This is a genomic window from Burkholderia cepacia (assembly GCF_001718835.1).
GTDB lineage: Bacteria > Pseudomonadota > Gammaproteobacteria > Burkholderiales > Burkholderiaceae > Burkholderia > Burkholderia cepacia_F.
On sequence record NZ_CP013443.1, the window covers coordinates 2,580,034 to 2,600,113 of the forward strand.

The window sequence follows — 20,080 nt, forward strand, 5'->3', positions numbered from 1 at the left end:
CTCACGCACGCGTCCACGCGATGCACGCCGCGTAGCCGGGTGCCGCGTCGAGCCACGCCGCGTCGAACGCCGCGACGCCGGCGGCGGGCGCGGCGGGCGAGACGACCTCCACCGCCGGCGTCGCCGCATCGCGCGGCGGCACGACCGCGAACGCCCGCAACCCGCCGACGATGCCGGTGCCGAGTGCCTTGAGCAGCGCTTCCTTCGCCGCCCACACGCGCATGAACGCCGCCGCGCGCGCGGTGTCCGGCAGCGCGTCGAGATAGGCGGCTTCGCCGGGCGCGCAGACTTCGCGTGTCAGCGCGCGCCAGTCGGCCGCGCGGTCGCAGCACTCGATATCGACGCCGACGCGGCCCGCGGGCACCCACGCGAGCAACGCATGATCGCCCGCATGCGACACGTTGAAATCGAGCGACGGATGATGCGGGTGATGTGCGGGATCGAGCGCCGGGCGGCCGGCTTCGCCGACGACGAGCGCCACCGCGTGCGGCGCGATGCCGAGCTGCGCGCCGAGCACGTCGCGCAGCGCGACGCGCGTGCCCGCGCTGCGCACCGCGTCCTGCGAACGCAGAAAGCGGCCCGCCCGTGCGCGTTCGGCGTCGCTCAACGCCGCATACGCGGGCGACACGAGCGGCACCTGCCAGTCGAAATCGACGCGCACGACCTGCACGCCCGCGCGGCGCGCGGCCGCCGGCACGTGGAGCGGATGCGCACGATAGGCACGATGCGCGGCGTGCGCGTCGCAGGCGGAATCGGGAGCGGACGGGAGGGTCATCGACGCGGGACCGGCAGGACGAAAGGTCCGATGTTAATCGATCGCCGTGCGCGCGGCGCGGTTCCGCCGCGCACGACCGTGCCCGCCGGCGCATGCCGCGCCCGCGCCGCCGCGTGGCGCGCATGGACGACGCCCGGCGCATCGGCCGGCAGCGCGCCGGCCGTCCCGTTCGAATTCGTCATCGAGTCACCTCGCCCCGGCCGAACTTGACGCATCGCGCAAACTCGACCAATCTTGCTGCTCCGTTCGCATGAGTCACGCGCATGTCAACGCCGCTCGTCCGTCTCCCGTCGCTCGACCTCGTCCGCGGTTTCGTCGCCGTCGGCCGCCGCATGAGCATCACGCTCGCCGCGCAGGACCTGTGCGTCACGCAATCGGCGGTCAGCCGCCAGGTGCACGCGCTCGAAGCGCATCTCGGCGTCGCGCTGCTGCAGCGCGGCTACCGGAAGATCGCGTTCACGCCGGAAGGCGAGCGCCTGTTTCGCGTCGCCGATGCGGCACTGCACGGCCTGCAGGACACCGTCGCATCGCTCGCCGCCACACGCGAGCGCCAGCCCGTCACGATCACCGCGAGCATCGGCGTCACCGCGCTGTGGTTGCTGCCGCGGCTCGGGCGGCTGCAGGCGCGCCTGCCGGAGATCGACCTGCGCGTCGCCGCGAACGACAAGGTACTCGATTTGCGCGCCGAAGGCATCGACCTCGGCATCCGCTATTGCCCGCGCGACCGCGCGCCGGCCGGTGCGCTGCACCTGTTCGACGAGATCGTCGTGCCGGTCGCGCACCCGGCGCATGCGGCGCGGCCGATCGCGGATGCCGCCGCGCTCGCGGGCCACGTCCTGCTCGAATTCGACGGGCCGCCGCAGCCGCAATTGCAATGGCGCACGCACCTGCTCGCGGCCGGGCTCGGCGACGCACGCCCCAAAGGCGTGCTGCGCTTCAACCAGTACGACCAGGTGATCCAGGCCGCGATCGCGGGCCAGGGCGTCGCGCTCGGGCGGCTCGCGCTCGTCGCGCCGATGCTCGCGGACGGGCGGCTCGCGGTGCTCGGGCCGCACCGGCCCGCCCCGCAGAACGGCTACGCGTACTGGCTGTTCCAGCACGATCCGGCACCGCGCCGCGAAGTCGCCGAGGTACGCGACTGGATGCTCGCCGAAGCAGCCGAATGCGACGCGGCCGTGCGTGCGCAGGCTGCCGTGCAGGGGTAACGCTCACCTGCGTGCGGCCGAACGCGACGCGACGTCAGTCCAGCCGGAACGCCGCCTCGAACCGCTCGGCGAACGCGTCGAACTCCGTTTCCGGCAGATGATTGATGCCGCCCGCGCGCTTGCGCCCGCCGCCGGTCGGAAAACCGCGACAGAACTCGTCGGCGCCGAGCGGCCGGCCTTCGGGCACGCGCACGCTGACGACGAGCCCGCCGTCCGCGCGCGGCGACAGCACCGCGAGCGCCGCATGCGGCGCGTTGCGCATCCGCTCGTTCGCGAGCATGCCCGTCGCGCGCCGCGCCCACGGATAATCGGGCATCCGGACCAGCGTCGCACCGGGCACCTCGCGCAGCGGCGCGAGCGCGCACGCCCGAGCCATGTCGTCGCGGTAGCCGTCGCGCAGTGCGGCAAACACGGCCGTCTCGCGCACGAACTCGAGCGGGTCGACGCATGGCAGCATCGCGTCTGCGAGTGCCGCCGGGTCGAAATGCAGATCGCCGACACATTCGCCGTACGCGTTGTAGTTCAGGTAGAGCCCCAGTTCGGCGAGCGTGCGCGCATGCGCCGCGTCGATCCCGTGCTCGCGCGCGAGCGCGTCGCCGAGCGCCGGCAGTTCGTCGCCGAATGCCGCGACGATCGCCCAGCGCACGTGCCGGCCGCCGAGATAACGGTTCACGATCGCGCTCGTGCAGACGTCGGCCGCCGTGTCGATATGTGCTTCGAAGCGCGGATCGTCGGGCAGTTCACCCGCGAAGTGATGATCGAAATAGCGGACCGTCGCGCCGTCGCGCAGCAGCCGCGCGCAGGCATCGCGATTCTGGTCGTGCGACACGTCGAGCACGGTGACGATGTCGCCCGCGCGCGCGTCGACCCGCGCCAGCAGGCGCACGTCGCGCTTCACACCGGTCACGAGCGTGCCGCGCACGCCCTCCGCGAGCCGCAGTTGCTGAAGCGCGCACAGGCCGTCCGCGTCGCCGTTGAAGGCGAAAAAGTGGCGTCCGCCGTCGAGTCCCTGCATCGTCCGTTTCCCTGTTCTGCAACGCGGCATGGCGCTGGAGCCGCTGCCGGTCGCGTCGATCACCCGATATTTTGACGCGACGGCGAGCGCGGCCGTCAATACCGCGCCGCAGGTGCAGCGGCAATCCGGTGCCGACACGCCAACCATGTCATACGTCATCAGATATCAAATCCACGCTTCCAAGCCGGCTCGAATCCAGAAATCCGCAACTTCTCGGGTAAACCCGCGACCCCGGCGAGCGTGCCCGCGCGTACCATGTCATACGACGACATACTACACGGCCTCGCCGCGCCGGCGTCCGAAACGCCTGCCGCCCCGACCGGAGACACGCTTGAACCCGCCCTCGCCCGCCCTGCCCGGACGCGACCCGCTCGCGTCCGCCGTCTCGAAAGTGAAGTGGCATGTGCTGCCGCTCGTGCTGATCATGTTCATCGCGAACTACATCGACCGCGTGAACGTCGGCTTCGTCGATCGCCACCTCGAAGCGTCGATCGGCATCGGCGCGGCCGCGTACGGCCTCGGTGCCGGGTTGTTCTTCGTCGGCTACGCGCTGTTCGAGGTGCCGTCGAACCTGCTGATGCAGCGCTACGGCGCCCGCGTGTGGCTCGCGCGGATCATGGCGACGTGGGGCATCGTCGCGGCCGCGATGGCGTTCGTGTGGAACGACACGTCGTTCTACGCGCTGCGCTTCCTGCTCGGCGCGGCCGAGGCCGGCTTCTTCCCCGGCGTCGTGCTGTACCTGTCGCAATGGCTGCCGCCGCAGGAGCGCGGCAAGGCGATGGCGATCTTCCTCGGCGGCTCCGCGTTCGCGTCGGTGCTGTCCGGGCCCGTCACCGGTGCGCTACTGTCGATCCGCGGCTTCGGTCTCGAAGGCTGGCAATGGATGTTCCTGATCGAAGGGCTGTTCTCGGTCGCGCTGTGCGGCGCGAGCTGGCTGCTGCTGAAATCGCACATCCGCGACGCGACGTGGCTCACCGCCGACGAACGCACGGCGCTGCAGAACGCGCTCGACGAGGAACGCGCGACGCGCGACGTCCGTTCGAACGTGCCGGTGCGCGCCACCGCGCTGCTGCGCGATCCGCAGATCATGCTGTTCTGCTTCCTGTATTTCTCGATCCAGCTGACGATCTACGCGGCCACCTTCTGGCTGCCGACGATCATCCGCAAGATGGGCGGCCTCACCGATTTCCAGGTCGGCCTGTACAACACGATTCCGTGGATGATCGCGATCGGCGCGATGTACGGCTTCGCGGTGCTGTCGTCGAAATGGAAGCATCCGCAGCGCTGGCTCGCGTTCGCGCTCGTGCTCGCCGCGTGCGGGCTGTTCGCGTCGACGTCGCACGATCCGGTCTGGTCGTTCGCGTCGATCTGCTTCGCCGCGCTCGGTTTCAAGGCCGCGTCGTCGCTGTTCTGGCCGATCCCGCAGGGCTATCTGGACACGCGCGTGGCCGCGGCCGTGATCGCGCTGATCAACTCGGTCGGCAACCTCGGCGGCTTCGTCGCGCCGACGGCGTTCGGCTATCTGAAGCAACATACGGGTTCGATCACGGGCGGGCTGTATGCGCTCGCGATCGCTTCGCTCGTCGCCGCCGTGGCCGCGCTGTTCGCGCGCACGCATCGGCGCAGCGATCCGCCGCGCGGCCTGCCGGCCGACGAACCGCTCACGTCCTCCACGATGCTCCGCCATGCCGAACACTGACCGCCTGACCGTCGTCGTCTCGAACGCCGCCGATGCCGACCTCGCCACGTTCTCCCTCGCGGCCGACGGCACGCTCGCGCCGCTCGGCCGGCATCCGGCCGGCGATGCCGTGATGCCGCTCGCGCGCTCGGCCGACCGGTCGCGGCTGTACGCGGCGACGCGCGGCGAGCGGCCGTCGATCGTCGCGTTCGACGTCGATCCGGGCGGCGGCGCGCTCACGCGCGTCGCGTCGGCCGCGATCGACGCGAGCCATGCGTACCTGTCGCTCGATCGCAGCGGCCGCTGGCTGCTCGGTGCGTCGTACGGCGGAAATTCGCTGAGCCTCTACGACGCCGCGCGCGTGCGCGACGGCGACGGCACGCCGCTGCAGGTCGTGGGCGGCATCGCGAACGCGCACTCGGTGATCGTGTCGCCGGACAACCGTTTCGCCTATGTCGGCTCGCTCGGCTCGGACCGGATCTTCTGCTTCGAGCTGGCCCACGACATGCGCGGCCTGCGCGCGATCGAGCGCGGCGAGGCGCGCGTCGAACGCGGCTTCGGGCCGCGCCACCTGCAGTTCGCGCGCGACGGCCGTGCGCTCGTCGTCGTCAGCGAATTCCAGGCCACGCTCGCCACGTTCGCGCGCGACCCCGACACCGGCCGGCTCGGCGATGCGCACATCACGCCGCGCCCGGCGATGCTCGCGCCACTCGCGCCGGGCCATGCGCGGCCGCCCGCGCCCACCGAACCCTCCGTCTGGGCCGCCGACCTGCACCTGAGCCCCGACGGGCGTTTCGCGTACGTGTCGGAGCGCACGACGAGCCGGCTCATCTGCTATCGCCGCCATGCGGACGGCACGTTCGAACCCGCGCACGCAACGGCCACCGAGACGCAGCCGCGCGGGTTCGCGATCGACCCGTCGGGGCGCTGGCTCGTCGCGTGCGGCGAGCGCTCGGAGCATGTGTCGGTGTATGCGATCGCGCCCGAGAGCGGCGCGCTGTCGCCGCACGCACGCGTGCCGGGCGGGCGCGGCGCGAACTGGGTCGCGATCGTGTGACGCGGCGCGCCACCCGTCATCGCTCAGCGCCGCTCGCTCGGCGCGACACCCGTCCAGCGCTTGAACGCCCGCGTGAAGTTCGCGCGATCCGTATAGCCGACGCGCGCGGCGATCTCGTCCACCGGCCGGACGATCACCACACGTCGAGGCGGCGGGCAATCGCGCGGGCCGCGTCGACATCGCCGTTGCGATAGGCGGCGCGAGCGGCCGCCGCGGTGGCCGCCCATTCTTCCGGGGATGGATTGGCGCGCAACCGCACGGCAACGCGCGGCAATGGGGCGAGCTGTTCCCGCAGGCGTACGATCAGCTGGCAGCAAGGAGACGCCGCCAAAGCCGCCGCGGGGTTCAACGCAGCCTCGGCGAGCGCGGTCACCCAGCTGACCGCCGCGTCGTGCCGCGCCGCTTCGAGGTGCGGCAGATAACGCGCATCGCCCGACAGTGCCGCCAGCAGCGCGGCCCAATGCCTGCCCCGCCAGCCGAAGTGCCGGGTCAGGTCAGCGAGAAGCGCATCGTTCAACGCGGACAGACTTTGCCGGCACACGTAGTGGAAATCGAGGGGCTCGTACCGCACGCGCGGATAGTCGCGCAGCATGTGCGCGAGTTCGGCGCCGGCCTCGACGACGTCCGTCAGCCATGATTGAGCCGAAGCGGGCCGATTCAACCGGAGCGATGGAACGTGCAAGAGCAGGCGGGCGACGTCGTCGTACAGGTAGTGCATGGCAGATCTCATTGTCACGGGAGCCGGAGTCGGCACGTTCGCGCGCGCGAATCGCTGGGGGTCGTATCGCCCGGCGCGCGGCGCACAGGCCGACTTGTAACAGAAACCGTAACGAGTGGTAATTCCTGCTCGTTCATACGAAATCCGCAGCATGCGGCGCGACGCACCGGCATCGCGCCGCATCGCGCTTTTCCGCGCCCAATCCTCTGTTCTTACGTGCTGTTACGCGGCATACATTTCGTTACTTTGGTAAAAATCCTGCTCGGTTAAAGTCGATCCTCGATTGATTTAAATCATCCGATTTAATTATCAATTTGCCTTATCAATAACAATCTTGCTCTCTCCAACAGCCCGGCGCGCGGCGATTGCGTGCGACGGCGGAGAGTTGGCGGCGTCCAAAGCCGCCACGCGTTCGGCTCTGTCGGTGTCACGGCAGGCCCGTCGAACGTCGCTTGCCGATCCCCTGATTGCAGCTGCGCACCCTCACGGGCGCCGCGTCGTCGCGCGCGCCGTTTCGTCGCGGCGTTGTGTCGGGGGGTGTCCTCCGGTTGCGCGCAACCGGCCTCCGCACCACATTGAACAGGAATCAACCGATGCGAAAGATTGCCCCGTTGGCTCTCTCCCTGATCCTCCCCGCCATGCTGGCCGCCTGCGGCGGCGACGACGGCGGCACCCAATCCGCCAGCGCCCTGAAGTGGAACGGCGGCTGGGGCGGTTCGAGCTCCACGTCGTCGACGGGCTCGACCTCCACGACGTCCACGTCGACGTCGACCTCGTCCGGCACGACGTCCGGCTCCACGACGACGACGACCACGACCGCGACGAGCGGCCCCGGCTTCCCGGTTTCCGGCCCGTGGATGACGTACTACGGCGACGCGTCCGGCCTCGACCTGAACCGCGCGGCCACCACGTACCGCGTGATGGACATCGACCTCGATCCGGGCGTCGGCAACTTCACCGCCGCGCAGGTCGCGACGTTGAAGAACAACGGCCAGAACAAGGTGCTGAGCTACCTGAACCTCGGCTCGTGCGAGCACTGGCGCGACTACTGGAACAGCGCACCGAGCGGCTTCGTGTCGTGCGGCGCGAACACGGCCGCACAACGCGGCGCGTATCAGGGCTATTCGGACGAGACGTGGATGAACGTCGGCAACGCCGACTACCAGAACCTGATCCTCAACTACGTCGCGCCGCGCCTCGTCGCGCAGGGCGCGGACGGCTTCTATCTCGACAACATGGAAATCGTCGAGCACGGCACGTCGACCACCAACGGCCCGTGCGACGCGTCGTGCAGCCAGGGCGGCCTCGACCTCGTGCGCAAGCTGCGCCAGAAGTATCCGAAGCTGCTGATCGTGATGCAGAACGCGACCAGCGACGTGACGCGCCTCGGCACCACCGGCGGCGTGAAGTACGCGAGCCTGCTCGACGGCGTCGCGCACGAAGAGGTGTACAAGCCGAGCTACGACCAGGGCGCGGAGCAGGAACTGCTGAACTGGAAGAGCATGAACCTCGCGCCGGGCGGCCATCCGTTCTGGATCGCGACCGTCGACTACGTCGGCTCGTGCACGAACACCGTCGACGCGTCGAGCGCATACACGTCGGCCCGTTCGCACGGCTTCTCGCCGTACGTGTCGGACGCGAGCGCCGGCCAGGGCACGGTCTGCTACTGGGGCTTCTGATCCGCCATGATGCGTCGCGCGCGCCACGCGCGTGACGCGCCGGAGGCCGGGCGCCCCGCCCGCCTCCGGCTTCACACCTCCATGCGGCGCCCGCCCGGGCGCCGCTCGCACGCTACGACCGCGCGCGCCGCTCGCCGGACCCGACGACGGGCGTCAGCAACTGCCGCACCAGCCCCTGCGCGACGCTCGTCGCCGCATCGCGGCTCCAGCCCGTGCGGCTCGCGGTGCCGCTCCACACCACCGCGCCGGTCTGCAGGTCGATGATCTGCAGCGCGATGCCGATCGCCGGCTCGCCGTCGACCCCGACCTTGTAACGCCACTCGTTCACCGCGCCCGTCAGCCCGTAGCGCAGGTGGTTGTCGGTCGCCCACTTCTTCGCCTTGCCGACGTCCGTGCCGGTCCAGTCGACGAACATCCCGTCGTCGCCGGGCGCGCGATACTCGCGCACGTCGGTGTAGCCCTGCGCGCGCAGGAAGCCCGCGACGATCGACGCCGCGCGCTGGCCGGCGTTCGCGGTCTCGGTGTTGTTCTCGATCGGCAGCACGGCCCAGCCGGTGTTCGCCATGCGCAGGTCGCTGTGGCCGCCGTTCGCCTCGAACGGCGACACGGGGCCGCTGTCGACCTGCGCGCAGCCGGCGAGCAGCGCGCCCGCCGCGGCCAGCGCCAGCCACCAGCGGCGGGCGGTCCTTGCGTGCCGCGCCGGCTTGTCCGCCGCATGCGGCGATGCGCTCTCGTTCATTTCGCTCTCCTTGCTTGACGGGTCAATACATCCAGCGATAGCGGATGCCGACTTCGGTGAAGGGCGTCGACTGGTTCGCCGACGCGCTGGCATGGGTGACGTAGAGGCCGAGCTGATCGTGGCCGAGCACGCTGCCGACGGCGCCCGCCGTCACGCGCTCGCCCCACTTCGCATTCGAGTCGTACAACGGGCCGACCTCGAGGAACGGCCGCCAGCGGCGCGAATAGCCGTCGAGCAGCCCGTTGCCGAAGCCGCCGAGCAGCGCGACCTGCGTGAAGTTTCGCGGCACGAACAGCGGCGACGTCAGCGGCACGCCGTTCGGCGCCATCTGCCGCAGCAGCGCGCCCGGCGTGCCGTTCGCGGTGTAGTCGCCGCGCGTGACGGCGACGCGCACCGTGAAGTCCGGATACGCGATGCGCAGCTTGTAGCCGCCGTCCGCGGTGATCAGCGTGCCGTGGCCGAGGTACGAGCGGTCCTGCCCGAAGAAGCGCGCGTATTCGACGCGTGCCCGCGTGAACACGTGCGGGTCGGGCTGGAACGCGACCGCGCCGACCACGTCGTCCTTCACGCCGCCGACCTGCAGCTGCGCCGATTCCGTCGCTTCCTGGTTGCGCCCGAGCGAATAGCTGAAGCTCAGCGGCCGGCCCTCGAACAGCGCGCCTTCGATGCGCACCGTCGTGAAGTCGCGCAGCGCATTGCGGCGGCCGAGCACGAGCGCTTCGCGATCGATCGTGCCGTAGCGGCGCAGCACACCCTCGAAGTTGCGGTCCTTGCCCGGCACGCCGGGCAGCGACGCGTCGCCGTGCTGCGCGCGGTCGACGTAGCGGAACGCGAACGCGAGCGTCGGCGTGATGCGCACGCCCGCGCCGATGCTGGTCTCGTAGAACAGCAGCGGCCCCGTATGCAGATACCGGAAGCCCGGCGCGATCGCCTGCGCGGTCGGCATCACCGCATCGACGTAGGTCGCATGCATCGCGTCGTTGTCCGGCAGCAGGTTCTGCGCCTGCGCCGCATCCTGCTGCGCCGCTTCGACGCGACCCACGCGCTGCTCGATGGCGATCTTCGTCGCGACCGGCATCGGATCGGCCGGATCGTCGAGCATCTGCGACAGCGTCGCGGCATCGTCGTTCGCGAGCGCGAGCGCGGCCTTCGCGTACGACGGCTGCGACAGGTGCTGCGTGTAGCGCCACGCGAGCCAGTCGCGCTCGAAGTCGTACGCGTCGTGCGACTGGCTCCACGCGAGCAGCGCTTCGTTCGCGATCGCCGAATAGCGCTCGTCGCGGCGGGTCAGCGACTGCGCGGTCGCCGGCGGCAGCATCGACAGGTCGCCGAGATCCGCCGCCGCCTTCGACGCCGCCGCCGCACCCGCCTGCTCGTCGCGGCGCAGCAGCTCGATCAGCAGCCGCTTCGACGCATCGCCGCCCGCGAAGCGGTCGGTGAGCGCGATGAAGCGCACGCGCGCCATGTCGTATTCGTCCGGCGTCATCCGCGGCGGCCGGCGCTGGTCGATCCGCTCGCGATGCAGCTTCTTCCATGCGGTGCGCCGGATCTGCCACGCCTCGTCGGTCTGCCCGTCGAGCTCCAGCGCATCGGCGACCGTCAGCCGCCACAGCATGTCGTCGCGATGCGACGGCAGGTTCAGGCGCAGGAAATGCAACGCGGCGCGCGCATCGCCGAGCTGCAGGTAGGCCGCCGCATACGCGGCCGCGAGCGGCGTGTCGGCGCTCGCGCGCGACCGGTACGCGCGCAGCGCGGCGCGCAGTTCGCTCGCGCTGCCCGCGTCGTTCAGCAGCCAGATCAGCGCGACCTGCGCATTCGCGTTGTCGGGCTGGATGCGCAGCACCGCGCGCACGTCGTCGATCGCCCGCGCGGGCTCGCCGACGAGCCGCCAGTATTGCGAGCGCGCCATCAGGTATTCCGGATCGCGTTCCGCGGCGGCCGCCTGCGCGGGCGTCAGCGAATTCAGCAGCGTCGCGATGCGCTCGTACGCGCGGGCGCGCGTGTAGTAGTACACCGCGCGCCGCAGGTCGCGCAGCTCGCCGGTGCGGCGGTACGCAAATTCGGCGACGCGGCCTGCGTCGAGCGGTTGATCGTCGAGCGCGTCGATCATCTGCTCGAGGTCGCCCGGCGTTTCGCGGCCGCCCTTCAGCAGGTGCCGCGAACCCTCGACGACCACGTCCGGCTTGCCGGCCAGCTTGCCGAGCGTCGCATACAGCCGCCAGTACGCGTCGGCGTTCGGCGCCGTGTCCGCCGCAGGCTTCGCCTTCTCCAGCGCCGCGAGCGCCTCCGCATAGCGATGCTGGCCGTACAGCGCCACCGCGATCTTCGTCGCATACGCCGGGTTCGGGCCGTAGTCATGCTCGAGCGTCTGCCAGGTGCGCAACGCCAGCGCGTCGTCGCCGGTGCGCTCCGCGAGCGCCGCGGTGCGTTCCAGCACCGGCTGGCGCAGCGCGCCGTGCGCCTGCATCGCGAGGAAGCGGATCGCCGCGCCCGGGTCGGCGCGCCCCTCCTGGATCGCGACGTACGCATCGATCCATTCGAGCTGCTTGCGGCGATCGACCTTCGCGCCGCCGCGCTCGAGCTCGTGCTGCATCGCGGCCAGCAGCGCGCGATCGTCGCGCAGCGCGGGCGCGTGCCGCAGCACTTGCTGCCACGACGCTTCGTCGTTGCGCGTCTTCGCGAGCCACAGGTATGCATCGAGCGCGACGCGCGGCCGGTTGTTCCAGGTCGCGACCTGCGCGAGCCGCTCGTGCCACACGACGGAATTCGGGTCGCGCGCGAGCGCGTGGCGCGCGACCTCCTCCGCTTCGCGCAGCTTGCTGTTCTGCAGGTAGACCTTGAACGCGAGTTCCTCGTCGGACGGCGCGGCCTCGTCGGCCGATTCGTCCGGCACCTTCGCCGCCTGCGCAACACGCACGATATGCGGCTCGTCGCTCCAGCGCCATACCGCGAGCGTGAGGCGCGGCGCGTCGGCCGCGTCACTGCGCGCCGCCGACGGCGTCGCGTCCGCGCGCTTGCCCGCGCCGTGCAGGTTCATGAGCTGGCTCGTGTAGTCGGAGGCCAGGTCGGGGCGGCCCGCCGCCATCGCCAGCGTGATCAGGAAGCGCAGCGTGCGCGCATCGGTCGCGAGCTCGCCGACGTGCTCGCGCGCGGCGAGCATCGCGTCGCCGAGCAGGTTGCCGCCCTGCAGCGCGCGCAGCCCCGCGAAGAACAGCGCGCGCCGCTCGGCTTTCGACGTCGCGCGCTCGCTCGCCGCGAACGCCGCGTCGGCGGCCTCGCGGTAGTGCCCGCCCGCGAGCTGCGCGGCCGATTCCTTGTTGAGCCAGAAGATCGCGCGCGCCGGCTCGCGCATCGCGAGGCGATGGTAGCAGCGCGCGGCGAGCCCGCCGTCGTTCAGCGCGGTCGCCTTGACCGCGAGCATCTGCAGCTGCGCCGGCGACAACGGCGCGTTGAGCGCATCGTTGAGCAGCGCATCGAGCCGCGCAATGCGGCCGATGCGCTCGGGCGCGCCTTCCGGCAGCGCATAGAGCCGCTGCTCGGCGAGGCCGATGCCGGACAGCAGCGCGCGCAGCCTGACGTCGGCGTCCGGCGACGCGCGCAGTTGCGCGACGAGCCGCTCCGCATCGTCGTAGCGGCCTTCGGCGATGTATTCGTGCGCGAGTTGCTCGACGGCATGCGCGTTGTTCGGGTCGGCGCGCAGCCACGCGCGCAGATACGCGACGGTGAGCATGTCGGTCTCGCGGCTGTCGAGCAGCGCGCGTTCGAGCGTGCCGCGCGGAAACACCGCGACGAGCGACAGCGCGACGGCCGCGCCGAAGCCCGCGATGCCGAGCGGCGAAACGAGTCGTTTGCGGTCAGATTGCACGGTCGGCCCCCATGTCGACGAATGGCGCGGGGCCGCCCGCCGGCGCAGCGTCGCGGCGTTGCGCGCGCACGGCCTCGCGCGCCGCGAGCGCCGACGCGCGCAGCCCCTGCGCGAACGCGCCGACGCCGACGACGTCGAGCGCCGGCCCGGTCACGTATGGAATCACGCCGGCCGCGCGGATCCGCGCCGCGGTGTCGCGCGCGCACGCGTCGTCAGCCGGCGGGCAATAGTCGATCGACACCACCGGCAGGCCGTACGCCTTCGCGGCGCCCACCTGCAGCATCAGCCACGCGCGATCGGCTGGCGTCACTTCGGTATAGCGCTGCTGCGCCTGGCTCCAGCCGCGATAGAGCGACTCGAACGCGACCGCATACACGCTCGCATGCACGCGCGGCAGCAGCTCGAAGCCGCGGTTCAGGATCAGCCGCGCGGACGGAAAGCGCGCCTTGATCGCGTCGATCACCGCGACCACGCCCGCTTGCTGGCGCGCGCGCTCGGCATCGGTCTTCGCGATGAGCTGGTAGGAGTCCAGCGTATCGAGGAAGAAGCCGCGAAAGCCGCGCGCCCACAGCGGCGCGATCACGTGCTCGACGTAGAACGCCGGCCATTTCGGCATCGACTGGTCGACCACCGCCGAGCCCCACGCGCGATTCTCGCCGCGCAGCCATGCCTTCGGGATGTCCTTGAAATACCTGCGCGCGGCCGTCACTTCGCCGACGCTCACGTAGGCGAGCCACGTCGTGCGCGACGTGTCGGCCGCACCCGGATCGAAGTCGCTGTCGGGCTCGACGACGACGCTGTCGAATGACGACAGCGCGATGACCGGCACATGCGCGCCGTAGAAGAACGCGAAGGTGGGCAGCGGCGCGACGGCCGCGCCCGCGCGCGCTTCGCCCGCGTCGGCCGTGGCAAGCGGCGCCGCGAACGTGGTGGCGGAATCGGCTGGAAGCGAAGCCGTGTCGAGAGAAGCGGCCTGCGCCGACGCCGACAGCGGCGCGAGACACGCAATGAGCGCCCTCGCGCCGACCAGGCGACGTCGAATCCTCCCCAACATGACCATGCCCCCCGGGCCCAACGGCCGTTGGCTTTGCACTGCGTACCCCTGTGCTGTCATTCTTGCGTCGCGGCGCGCCCTCCCTGTTTCCGTGTCTCGTCTGCACACGAACGCGTCGCGCTATCGAATCGATCACGCATGAAAGCGCGATGCCTTCGATGAAGAAATAGACCAAGACATTTCGAAGATCAAGGCGCGAACCCGGCAGGAACACGAAACGTCGGGGCGGACTTTCCCGTAGTGCACGCGGGCGACGCGAACCCTTTCAGTACGCTGTTGCACATCTGTTACGCGCCACCGCAAACTGGCCTGCGCCGTGCGCCGACGGCCGGCGTCGACGGCAATGCGCGATCCCGTTGCACGCGCACCCGGCAGATGCCGCCCCACATGTGCGCGGCAAGCCGCGCCGGCCTGCGGTGCACCGATATCGGTTCCGATGTATCAGCCATGAAACGAAATACGCGCGATTCAGCGTGTTCGACGCCCCGGCGCGTGGGTCGTCCACCCATGCGCAAGGTAGCCCGATCACTGGTACGTTATTTGCGTCTCCGCGAGGGACAGCATCGACGGCGCAGGCCGTCACCCTATCGGGGACCGGCGTCGGCTACGACGCCGGCGTCGAGACCTGCGGCGGCCAGCCGAATCCCGGCATCGCGCTGCCCATGGGCGGCGCGTTGCCGATTCCTGACCCGGCATCGTGAGGCCCGGGATGACGGCAGGCACACGGCCCACACGGCCGCGACACACGACAACGATCCGGATGCGCGAGGTAAGCGATGGCGATCGACTCCAAATCGACACGACTCGGCGCGGGCATGAACGCACAGGCCGACGCGCCGCCGCGCATGCCGCGCCCCGGCCTGCGCGCGCGCTTGCTGCGGCGCGTGTCGGCCGCGCGTTTCGCGTCGCTGCTGCCGCGTGATCACGCGGCGGCGTATGTCGCGCTCGAAACGCTCGTGCTGTCCGTCGCCGTCTTCGCGCTGTGCCGCGTGCTGTCCCCTGCCGATCCGCTGCTGATCGGCAAGGCGTTCCCGTGGATGTGGCTACTGCCGCTGTTCGTCGCGCTGCGCTACGGCACCGTCGCCGGCCTCGGCGGCGGCGTGCTGCTGGGCGTCGCGTGGGGAGTGTTCTATGCGCGCCTGCCGCTCGCCGACGTGTTTCCGCGCGACTTCTTCGTCGGCGGCTTCATCACGATGCTGATCGCCGGCCAGTTCAGCGACACGTGGGCCGCGCGGCTGTCGCAGGCACGCGTGTCGAACGACTACCTGAGCGAACGCCTGTCCGTGCTGACGAACAACCAGTACCTGCTGCGGCTGTCGCACGACCAGCTCGAACAGGACTTGCTCGTTCGGCCGTCGACGCTACGCGACGCGCTCGCGCGGCTGCGCGAGATGATGCTGCACGACGCCGCCGGCGCGCACGCGCCGCTGCCCGGCGCACAGCGCTTTCTCGACACCGTTGCGCAGGCGTGCCAGATCGAGGCCGCGCAGATCCACGCGCTGCACGACGGCGTACCGGCCGCCGTGCCCGTCGCCGCGACCGGTGCGCCGTTCGATTTCCACGCCGACGATCCGCTCGTCGTCGCCGCGCTCGACGAGCTCGCGCTCGCGCACCTGCAGTCGCTCGACGCGCGCGACCGCGCACACACCCGCTATGTCGCGTGCGCGCCGCTGATCGGCGCCGGCGACGAAGTCATCGGCGTGCTCGTCGTGTCGCAGCTGCCGTTCCTCGCGCTGACCGCAGAGAACCTGCAGCTGATGTTCGTGATGGGCAGCTACTACGCGAACGGCGTGCATCACGCAGCCGTCACGCGAGACGTGCTGCAGGCGTTCCCGGATTGCCCCTACGACTTCGCGCTCGAATATGCACGGCTCGCCGACCTGCAGCGCACGAGCGGCATCGCGTCGTCCGTGGTGCGGCTGCAGTTCGGCGCGAGCCGCCAGGCGCAGGCGATCTTCGATCACGTCGAGCGGACCAATCTCGACTTTCACGTGCAGTGGGTCGTGCGTGCCGGCGGCACGTGCGCGCTGGTGTTCCTGATGCCGCTGTGCGACGAGGCCGCCGTGGACGCACAGCTGCAACGGATCGAAACCGACGTGCGCAACCGCTTCGGCCTCGGCTTTGCGGACGCGCGCATCGTCGCGCGCTGGGCACCGCTCGCCGGCGCGCCGTCCGACGGCGCGCTGCGCCAAATCCTGGCCGACCGTGATGACCTCGCGTGACCCTGCCCCGCGGGCGTCGCGCAACGCCCGCGCCCACACCACCCGCGCCGCGCCGTTGCGACGGAGACCGACGTGGCCGGGCGGGCGGGCGCTGCTCGCGACGTGCGAGGCCGGCCGCTTCGTGGTCGACGCGATCGTGCGCCTCGCCGTGCGCCTGCACGCGTTCGCGTTTCCGCATCTCGACGAAGGTGCGCTGATCGCGCTCGTGCGCGAGCCGCAGTTCGCGCCGCACCTGCTCGCGACGCTCTCGTATGCACAGGAGCATCAGGTGAAGGAAGGCCTGCTGAACCGGCAGGCGGCGGTCGGCCGCCGCGTGACCGCGCTCGTCGCGATGCAGACGATGCCGGTGCGCGCCGCCAGCCCGATCCTGCACGGGCTGCTGAACGATCCGGCCGACGACGTGCGCCTGCTTGCATACGGCATGCTCGACAAGAGCGAGAAGCGCGTCACGCAGCAGATCGACGTCGAACGTGCACGGCTCGCGCGGCGCCTGTCCGACGACGAACGCTGCCGCGTCGACAAGACGCTCGCCGAACTGTATTGCGAGCTGGTCTATGCGCGCCTCGTCGAAGGCGACCTCTATCGCAACGCAATCGAGCAGGGCGACGCGCACGCGGTGCGCGCGCTGCGCCACCAGCCGCTCGACGGCGCACTGTGGCGGCTGCGCGGCCGCCTCGCGTTCGAGACCGGCCGCCTCGACGACGCCGACGCGATGCTGAAAAAAGCGATCGATTGCGGCTTTCCGCGCATGCGGGTGCTGCCCTATCTCGCCGAGATCGCCTACCTGCGGCGCGACTACGCGGCGGTGCGGCGCTGCCTCGACGGCCTGCCGGCGGTGCCGCCTCACCGGCTCGCGCCGATCGCCGACTACTGGAATACGTGACGAGGAACGTCCACCATGATGCGCGACTCCGGTCTCGACACACACCCCGGCAAGCGGCCGGCCACCGTCACCGATGCGCTCGGCAACGTGCTGCCGCGCGCGGCGTGCGCGGACATCGGGCTGCTGCTCGAGGGCACCTATCCATACGTGAGCGGCGGCGTGTCGTCGTGGGTGCACGAGATCATCCGCGCGTTTCCCGAGTACACGTTCGGCCTGTGCTTTCTCGGCAGCAAGCCGGACGACTATCCGAAGATGTCCTACCCGCTGCCGGCCAACGTCGTCCACCTCGAGGTTCATTACCTGTACGACGCCGATCCGCCGTCCGGGCCGGTGCGCAGCGTGCCCGGCAACCGCGACGCGTTCGAGCGGATCGCGCTGCTGCACGAACAGCTCCGGCGGCCCGCCGACGCGCCGCTCGACAACCGGCTCGTGCGGCGCGTCGTCGACGACCTGACCGACGAGCACCGGCTCGACGAGGCGCAGTTCCTGTACAGCCAGGAAGCGTGGACGTTCCTCACCGACCAGTATCGCGCGTACTGCAGCGACCCGTCGTTCTCCGACTATTTCTGGTCCGTGCGCCTGATGCACCGTCCGCTGTGGCAGCTCGCGCGCATCGCCGAGCAGCTGATCCCGATGCGCCTGTATCACGCGGTGTCGACCGGCTACGCGGGCTTTCTCGGCGCGTTGCTGCGGCACCGCCAGGGGCGGCCGCTGCTGATTTCCGAGCACGGCATCTACACGAAGGAACGCAAGATCGAGCTGTTCCAGAGCCAGTGGATCCGCGACAACCGCAACCTGATCGAATACGACGCGTCGCATATCGGCTACTTCCACGAGATGTGGGCCCGCTTCTTCGAGGCGCTCGGCAAGATGACCTACGCGGCCGCCGACGACATCGTCGCGCTGTACGAAGGCAACCGGCGCCGCCAGATCGTCGACGGCGCGCCGCCGCCGAAGACGCACACGATTCCGAACGGCGTCGACCTGCGCCGCCTCGCGCCGCTGCGCCGGCTGCGGCCGGCCAAGGCGCCTAAGGTGCTGTGCCTGATCGGGCGCGTCGTGCCGATCAAGGACGTGAAGACCTTCATCCGCGCGATGCTGACCGTGGTGCGGGCGATGCCGGACGCCGAGGCCTGGATCGCCGGGCCGGAAAGCGAAGACCCGTCGTACGCGGCCGAGTGCCGCGAACTGATCGACCGCCTCGGCCTCGCGGGCAAGGTGACGCTGCTCGGCATGCAGCGCATCGACGAGTTGCTGCCGAAGATCGGCGTGCTGGTGTTGAGCTCGATCTCGGAGGCGCTGCCGCTCGTGATCCTCGAGGCGTTCGCCGCGGGCGTGCCGGTCGTCACGACCGACGTCGGCGCGTGCTGCGCGCTGATCCACGGCTCGGACGCCGACGATGCCGCGCTCGGCGCCGCGGGCCGGCTCGTGCCGATCGCGGACCCGGTCGCGCTCGCGCACGCGGCGCTCGCGCTGCTCGCCGACGACCACGCGTGGCGCGCGGCGCAAGCCGCCGGCATCGCACGCGTCGAGCGCTTCTATTCGCAGGAGCGGATGGTCGGCGCCTATCGCGCGCTGTACTCGATGCTGGCCGGCGCGCCGGACCGGCACATGCCGGACGCGGGACGCGCGGCCGGCGCCGCGTCGGCGTGTCCGTACGCGGGCACGCGGCCAGCGGCGCACGGCTAGTGGCGCGCGGCGAGTGGCTGGCGGCGCGCGACAGGCGCCGCGAACGAAGGGCTTGCGCCGGTCGCCGGCGCGCCGCCGCGAGCGACGGCAACCGGCCCGGGACGAAGGAGCGATCGATGTCAGCCATCGGAATCAAGCTGCGCCGGCTCGCCCGGCACAATTCGCTGCTCGGCGTCATGCGCGCGTATACGTATGCCGGGCTGGTCGGCGCCGGGCCGTGGATCTGGTCGATCGTCGGCATCCTGCTGGTCGGGCTACTCGGCGCGTCGCCGCTGTTGCCGAACGCGATCGTGTCGGATTTCCAGGTGTCCGCGACCTACCTGATCGCCGCGAGCCTGATCGTCACCGGCCCGATGCAGCTCACGCTCACCCGCTTCACGAGCGACCGCCTGTTCGACCGGCAGCTCGACGCGATCCTGCCGAACTTCACCGGCGCGCTGCTCGCGGTCACGGCCGGCGCGATCATGCTGGGCCTGCTCGCCGCCGGCTTCGCGTTCGACGCGCAAAGCGCGCTGTACCGCGCGCTGATGGTCACCGGCTTCGCGCTGCTGTGCGACATCTGGATCGCCAGCGTGTTTCTCGCGGGGCTCAAGCAATACACCGGCATCCTGCGCGCGTTCTTCGTCGGCTACGCGGTGACGACGGTGGCCGCGGTCGCGCTGAAGCGCTTCGGCCTCGAAGGGCTGCTGTACGGTTTCGTGCTCGGCCAGACGCTGTTGCTGCTGTTGCTGCTGATCCGCGTCTACGGCGGCTTCTCGGCGTCGCGCGTGGTCTCGTTCGACCTGCTGCGGCGCGCGCATCACTATCCCGCGCTGCTGCTGATCGGCTTGCTGTACAACCTCGGCATCTGGATCGACAAGATCATGTTCTGGTATTCGCCGAGCTCCGGGCAGGCCGTGATCGGATCGTTGCATGCGTCGGTCATCTACGACATCCCGATCTTCCTCGCGTATCTCGCGATCACGCCGGGCATGGCGGTGTTCATGCTGCGCGTCGAGACCGAGTTCGCGGCGCATTACCGCGCATTCAACACCGCGATCCGCGAAGGCGGCTCGCTGCAGCAGATCGAGTACGCGCACGACGCGATGGCGCAGTCGCTGCGCAGCGCGCTGTTCGACATCGTCAAGGTGCAGGCGCTGACCGTGCTGGTCGTGCTCGCGACCGGCCCGCTGCTGCTCGAGGCGATGGGCATCTCGCGGCTCTACATGCCGCTGCTGTCGGTGCAGGTGATCGCGACCAGCCTGCAGATGGTGTTCCTCGCGATCATGAACAGCTTCATCTACCTCGACCGGCAGCGGCCGGCGCTCGCGCTGATCGCGATGTTCTGCGCGCTGAACGGATGCCTGACCGCGGCGTCGCTCGCCGCCGGCCCGGTGTTCTACGGGTACGGATTCGCGATCGCGCTGCTCGTCGTGGTGCTCGTCGGGATGAGCTGGCTGGACCGGAAGCTCGATACGCTCGAATACGAGATCTTCATGCTGCAGTAAGCGGCGCGCACGCG

Annotated in this window: 14 protein-coding genes and 1 pseudogene; 8 read left to right on the forward strand and 7 right to left on the reverse strand. The window is 70.5% G+C overall.

The features are described from left to right. Position 1: 1 nt before the first annotated feature. Complete coding sequence (locus tag WT26_RS15110) at positions 2–775, reverse strand: 4'-phosphopantetheinyl transferase family protein (protein WP_069273191.1); 774 nt, start codon at positions 773–775, stop codon at positions 2–4. 263 nt (positions 776–1,038) lie between these two features. On the opposite strand from WT26_RS15110, the gene WT26_RS15120 reads away from it, so the two are divergent. Beyond that, entirely contained in the window at positions 1,039–1,980 is a 942-nt protein-coding gene (locus tag WT26_RS15120; RefSeq protein ID WP_069273192.1) for a LysR substrate-binding domain-containing protein, read from the forward strand. 34 nt (positions 1,981–2,014) lie between these two features. On the opposite strand, the gene WT26_RS15125 is transcribed toward WT26_RS15120, so the two are convergent. After that, on the reverse strand, positions 2,015–2,995 hold the full coding sequence (locus tag WT26_RS15125) for an acetyltransferase (protein WP_069273776.1): 981 nt from the start codon (positions 2,993–2,995) through the stop codon (positions 2,015–2,017). Positions 2,996–3,326: 331 nt separating this feature from the next. Here WT26_RS15125 and WT26_RS15130 point away from each other — a divergent pair, with 331 nt between their 5' ends. Both WT26_RS15130 and WT26_RS15135 read left to right on the forward strand, forming a co-directional pair. Further along, a complete protein-coding gene (locus WT26_RS15130) occupies positions 3,327–4,694 on the forward strand; it encodes an MFS transporter (RefSeq protein ID WP_069273193.1) in 1,368 nt (455 codons plus the stop codon). Beyond that, positions 4,681–5,730 (forward strand): lactonase family protein, encoded by a 1,050-nt coding sequence (locus WT26_RS15135; RefSeq protein ID WP_069273194.1) that lies wholly within the window; start codon positions 4,681–4,683, stop codon positions 5,728–5,730. Before WT26_RS15130 ends, WT26_RS15135 begins: the two co-directional genes overlap by 14 nt. Positions 5,731–5,753: 23 nt before the next feature. Here the strand turns inward: WT26_RS15135 and WT26_RS35775 are convergent. Together WT26_RS35775 and WT26_RS15140 are read right to left on the reverse strand one after the other, a co-directional pair. After that, positions 5,754–5,852, reverse strand: a pseudogene (locus WT26_RS35775) (helix-turn-helix domain-containing protein); the annotation flags it as partial. 11 nt (positions 5,853–5,863) lie between these two features. Continuing rightward, positions 5,864–6,448, reverse strand: coding sequence for a hypothetical protein (locus tag WT26_RS15140; RefSeq protein ID WP_059917729.1), 585 nt, complete (start codon positions 6,446–6,448; stop codon positions 5,864–5,866). Between the two features lie 593 nt (positions 6,449–7,041). Between WT26_RS15140 and WT26_RS15150 the strand changes: the two genes are divergently transcribed. Continuing rightward, the gene (locus WT26_RS15150; protein WP_230461575.1) at positions 7,042–8,127 is read left to right on the forward strand and encodes an endo alpha-1,4 polygalactosaminidase; all 1,086 of its coding nucleotides are present in this window, start codon (positions 7,042–7,044) and stop codon (positions 8,125–8,127) included. Between the two features lie 112 nt (positions 8,128–8,239). Here the strand turns inward: WT26_RS15150 and WT26_RS15155 are convergent, their stop codons facing one another. Genes WT26_RS15155 through WT26_RS15165 form a run of 3 tightly spaced genes read right to left on the reverse strand, consistent with a single transcriptional unit; the run spans position 8,240 to position 13,785 of the window. Then, the gene (locus tag WT26_RS15155; protein WP_042584432.1) at positions 8,240–8,866 is read right to left on the reverse strand and encodes a hypothetical protein; all 627 of its coding nucleotides are present in this window, start codon (positions 8,864–8,866) and stop codon (positions 8,240–8,242) included. 22 nt (positions 8,867–8,888) lie between these two features. Continuing rightward, positions 8,889–12,731, reverse strand: coding sequence for a tetratricopeptide repeat protein (locus tag WT26_RS15160; RefSeq protein WP_069270395.1), 3,843 nt, complete (start codon positions 12,729–12,731; stop codon positions 8,889–8,891). Further along, the gene (locus WT26_RS15165) at positions 12,721–13,785 is read right to left on the reverse strand and encodes an endo alpha-1,4 polygalactosaminidase (RefSeq protein ID WP_418219980.1); all 1,065 of its coding nucleotides are present in this window, start codon (positions 13,783–13,785) and stop codon (positions 12,721–12,723) included. The genes WT26_RS15160 and WT26_RS15165 overlap by 11 nt, the downstream gene beginning before the upstream one ends. A 776-nt stretch (positions 13,786–14,561) precedes the next feature. Between WT26_RS15165 and WT26_RS15170 the strand changes: the two genes are divergently transcribed. The 4 genes from WT26_RS15170 (at position 14,562) to pelG (ending at position 20,066) form a co-directional block, all read left to right on the forward strand. After that, positions 14,562–16,007, forward strand: a complete 1,446-nt coding sequence (locus WT26_RS15170; protein WP_080485670.1) for a PelD GGDEF domain-containing protein — start codon at positions 14,562–14,564, stop codon at positions 16,005–16,007. 55 nt (positions 16,008–16,062) lie between these two features. Next, positions 16,063–16,890, forward strand: a complete 828-nt coding sequence (locus WT26_RS15175; protein WP_155123113.1) for a lipopolysaccharide N-acetylglucosaminyl transferase — start codon at positions 16,063–16,065, stop codon at positions 16,888–16,890. Between the two features lie 15 nt (positions 16,891–16,905). Further along, entirely contained in the window at positions 16,906–18,579 is a 1,674-nt protein-coding gene (gene pelF / locus WT26_RS15180; protein WP_418219981.1) for a GT4 family glycosyltransferase PelF, read from the forward strand. A gap of 116 nt (positions 18,580–18,695) precedes the next feature. Next, complete coding sequence (gene pelG, locus WT26_RS15185) at positions 18,696–20,066, forward strand: exopolysaccharide Pel transporter PelG (RefSeq protein ID WP_069270715.1); 1,371 nt, start codon at positions 18,696–18,698, stop codon at positions 20,064–20,066. Positions 20,067–20,080 lie beyond the last annotated feature (14 nt).

Bases quoted from the DNA above. Each gene is read 5' to 3' on its own strand.
- WT26_RS15110 (WP_069273191.1), bottom strand. From the start codon at position 775: ATGACCCTCCCGTCCGCTCCCGATTCCGCCTGCGACGCGCACGCCGCG.
- WT26_RS15120 (WP_069273192.1), top strand. From the start codon at position 1,039: ATGTCAACGCCGCTCGTCCGTCTCCCGTCGCTCGACCTCGTCCGCGGT.
- WT26_RS15125 (WP_069273776.1), bottom strand. From the start codon at position 2,995: ATGCAGGGACTCGACGGCGGACGCCACTTTTTCGCCTTCAACGGCGAC.
- WT26_RS15135 (WP_069273194.1), top strand. From the start codon at position 4,681: ATGCCGAACACTGACCGCCTGACCGTCGTCGTCTCGAACGCCGCCGAT.
- WT26_RS15140 (WP_059917729.1), bottom strand. From the start codon at position 6,448: ATGCACTACCTGTACGACGACGTCGCCCGCCTGCTCTTGCACGTTCCA.
- WT26_RS15150 (WP_230461575.1), top strand. From the start codon at position 7,042: ATGCGAAAGATTGCCCCGTTGGCTCTCTCCCTGATCCTCCCCGCCATG.
- WT26_RS15155 (WP_042584432.1), bottom strand. From the start codon at position 8,866: ATGAACGAGAGCGCATCGCCGCATGCGGCGGACAAGCCGGCGCGGCAC.
- WT26_RS15165 (WP_418219980.1), bottom strand. From the start codon at position 13,785: ATGTTGGGGAGGATTCGACGTCGCCTGGTCGGCGCGAGGGCGCTCATT.
- WT26_RS15170 (WP_080485670.1), top strand. From the start codon at position 14,562: ATGGCGATCGACTCCAAATCGACACGACTCGGCGCGGGCATGAACGCA.
- pelF (WP_418219981.1), top strand. From the start codon at position 16,906: ATGATGCGCGACTCCGGTCTCGACACACACCCCGGCAAGCGGCCGGCC.
- pelG (WP_069270715.1), top strand. From the start codon at position 18,696: ATGTCAGCCATCGGAATCAAGCTGCGCCGGCTCGCCCGGCACAATTCG.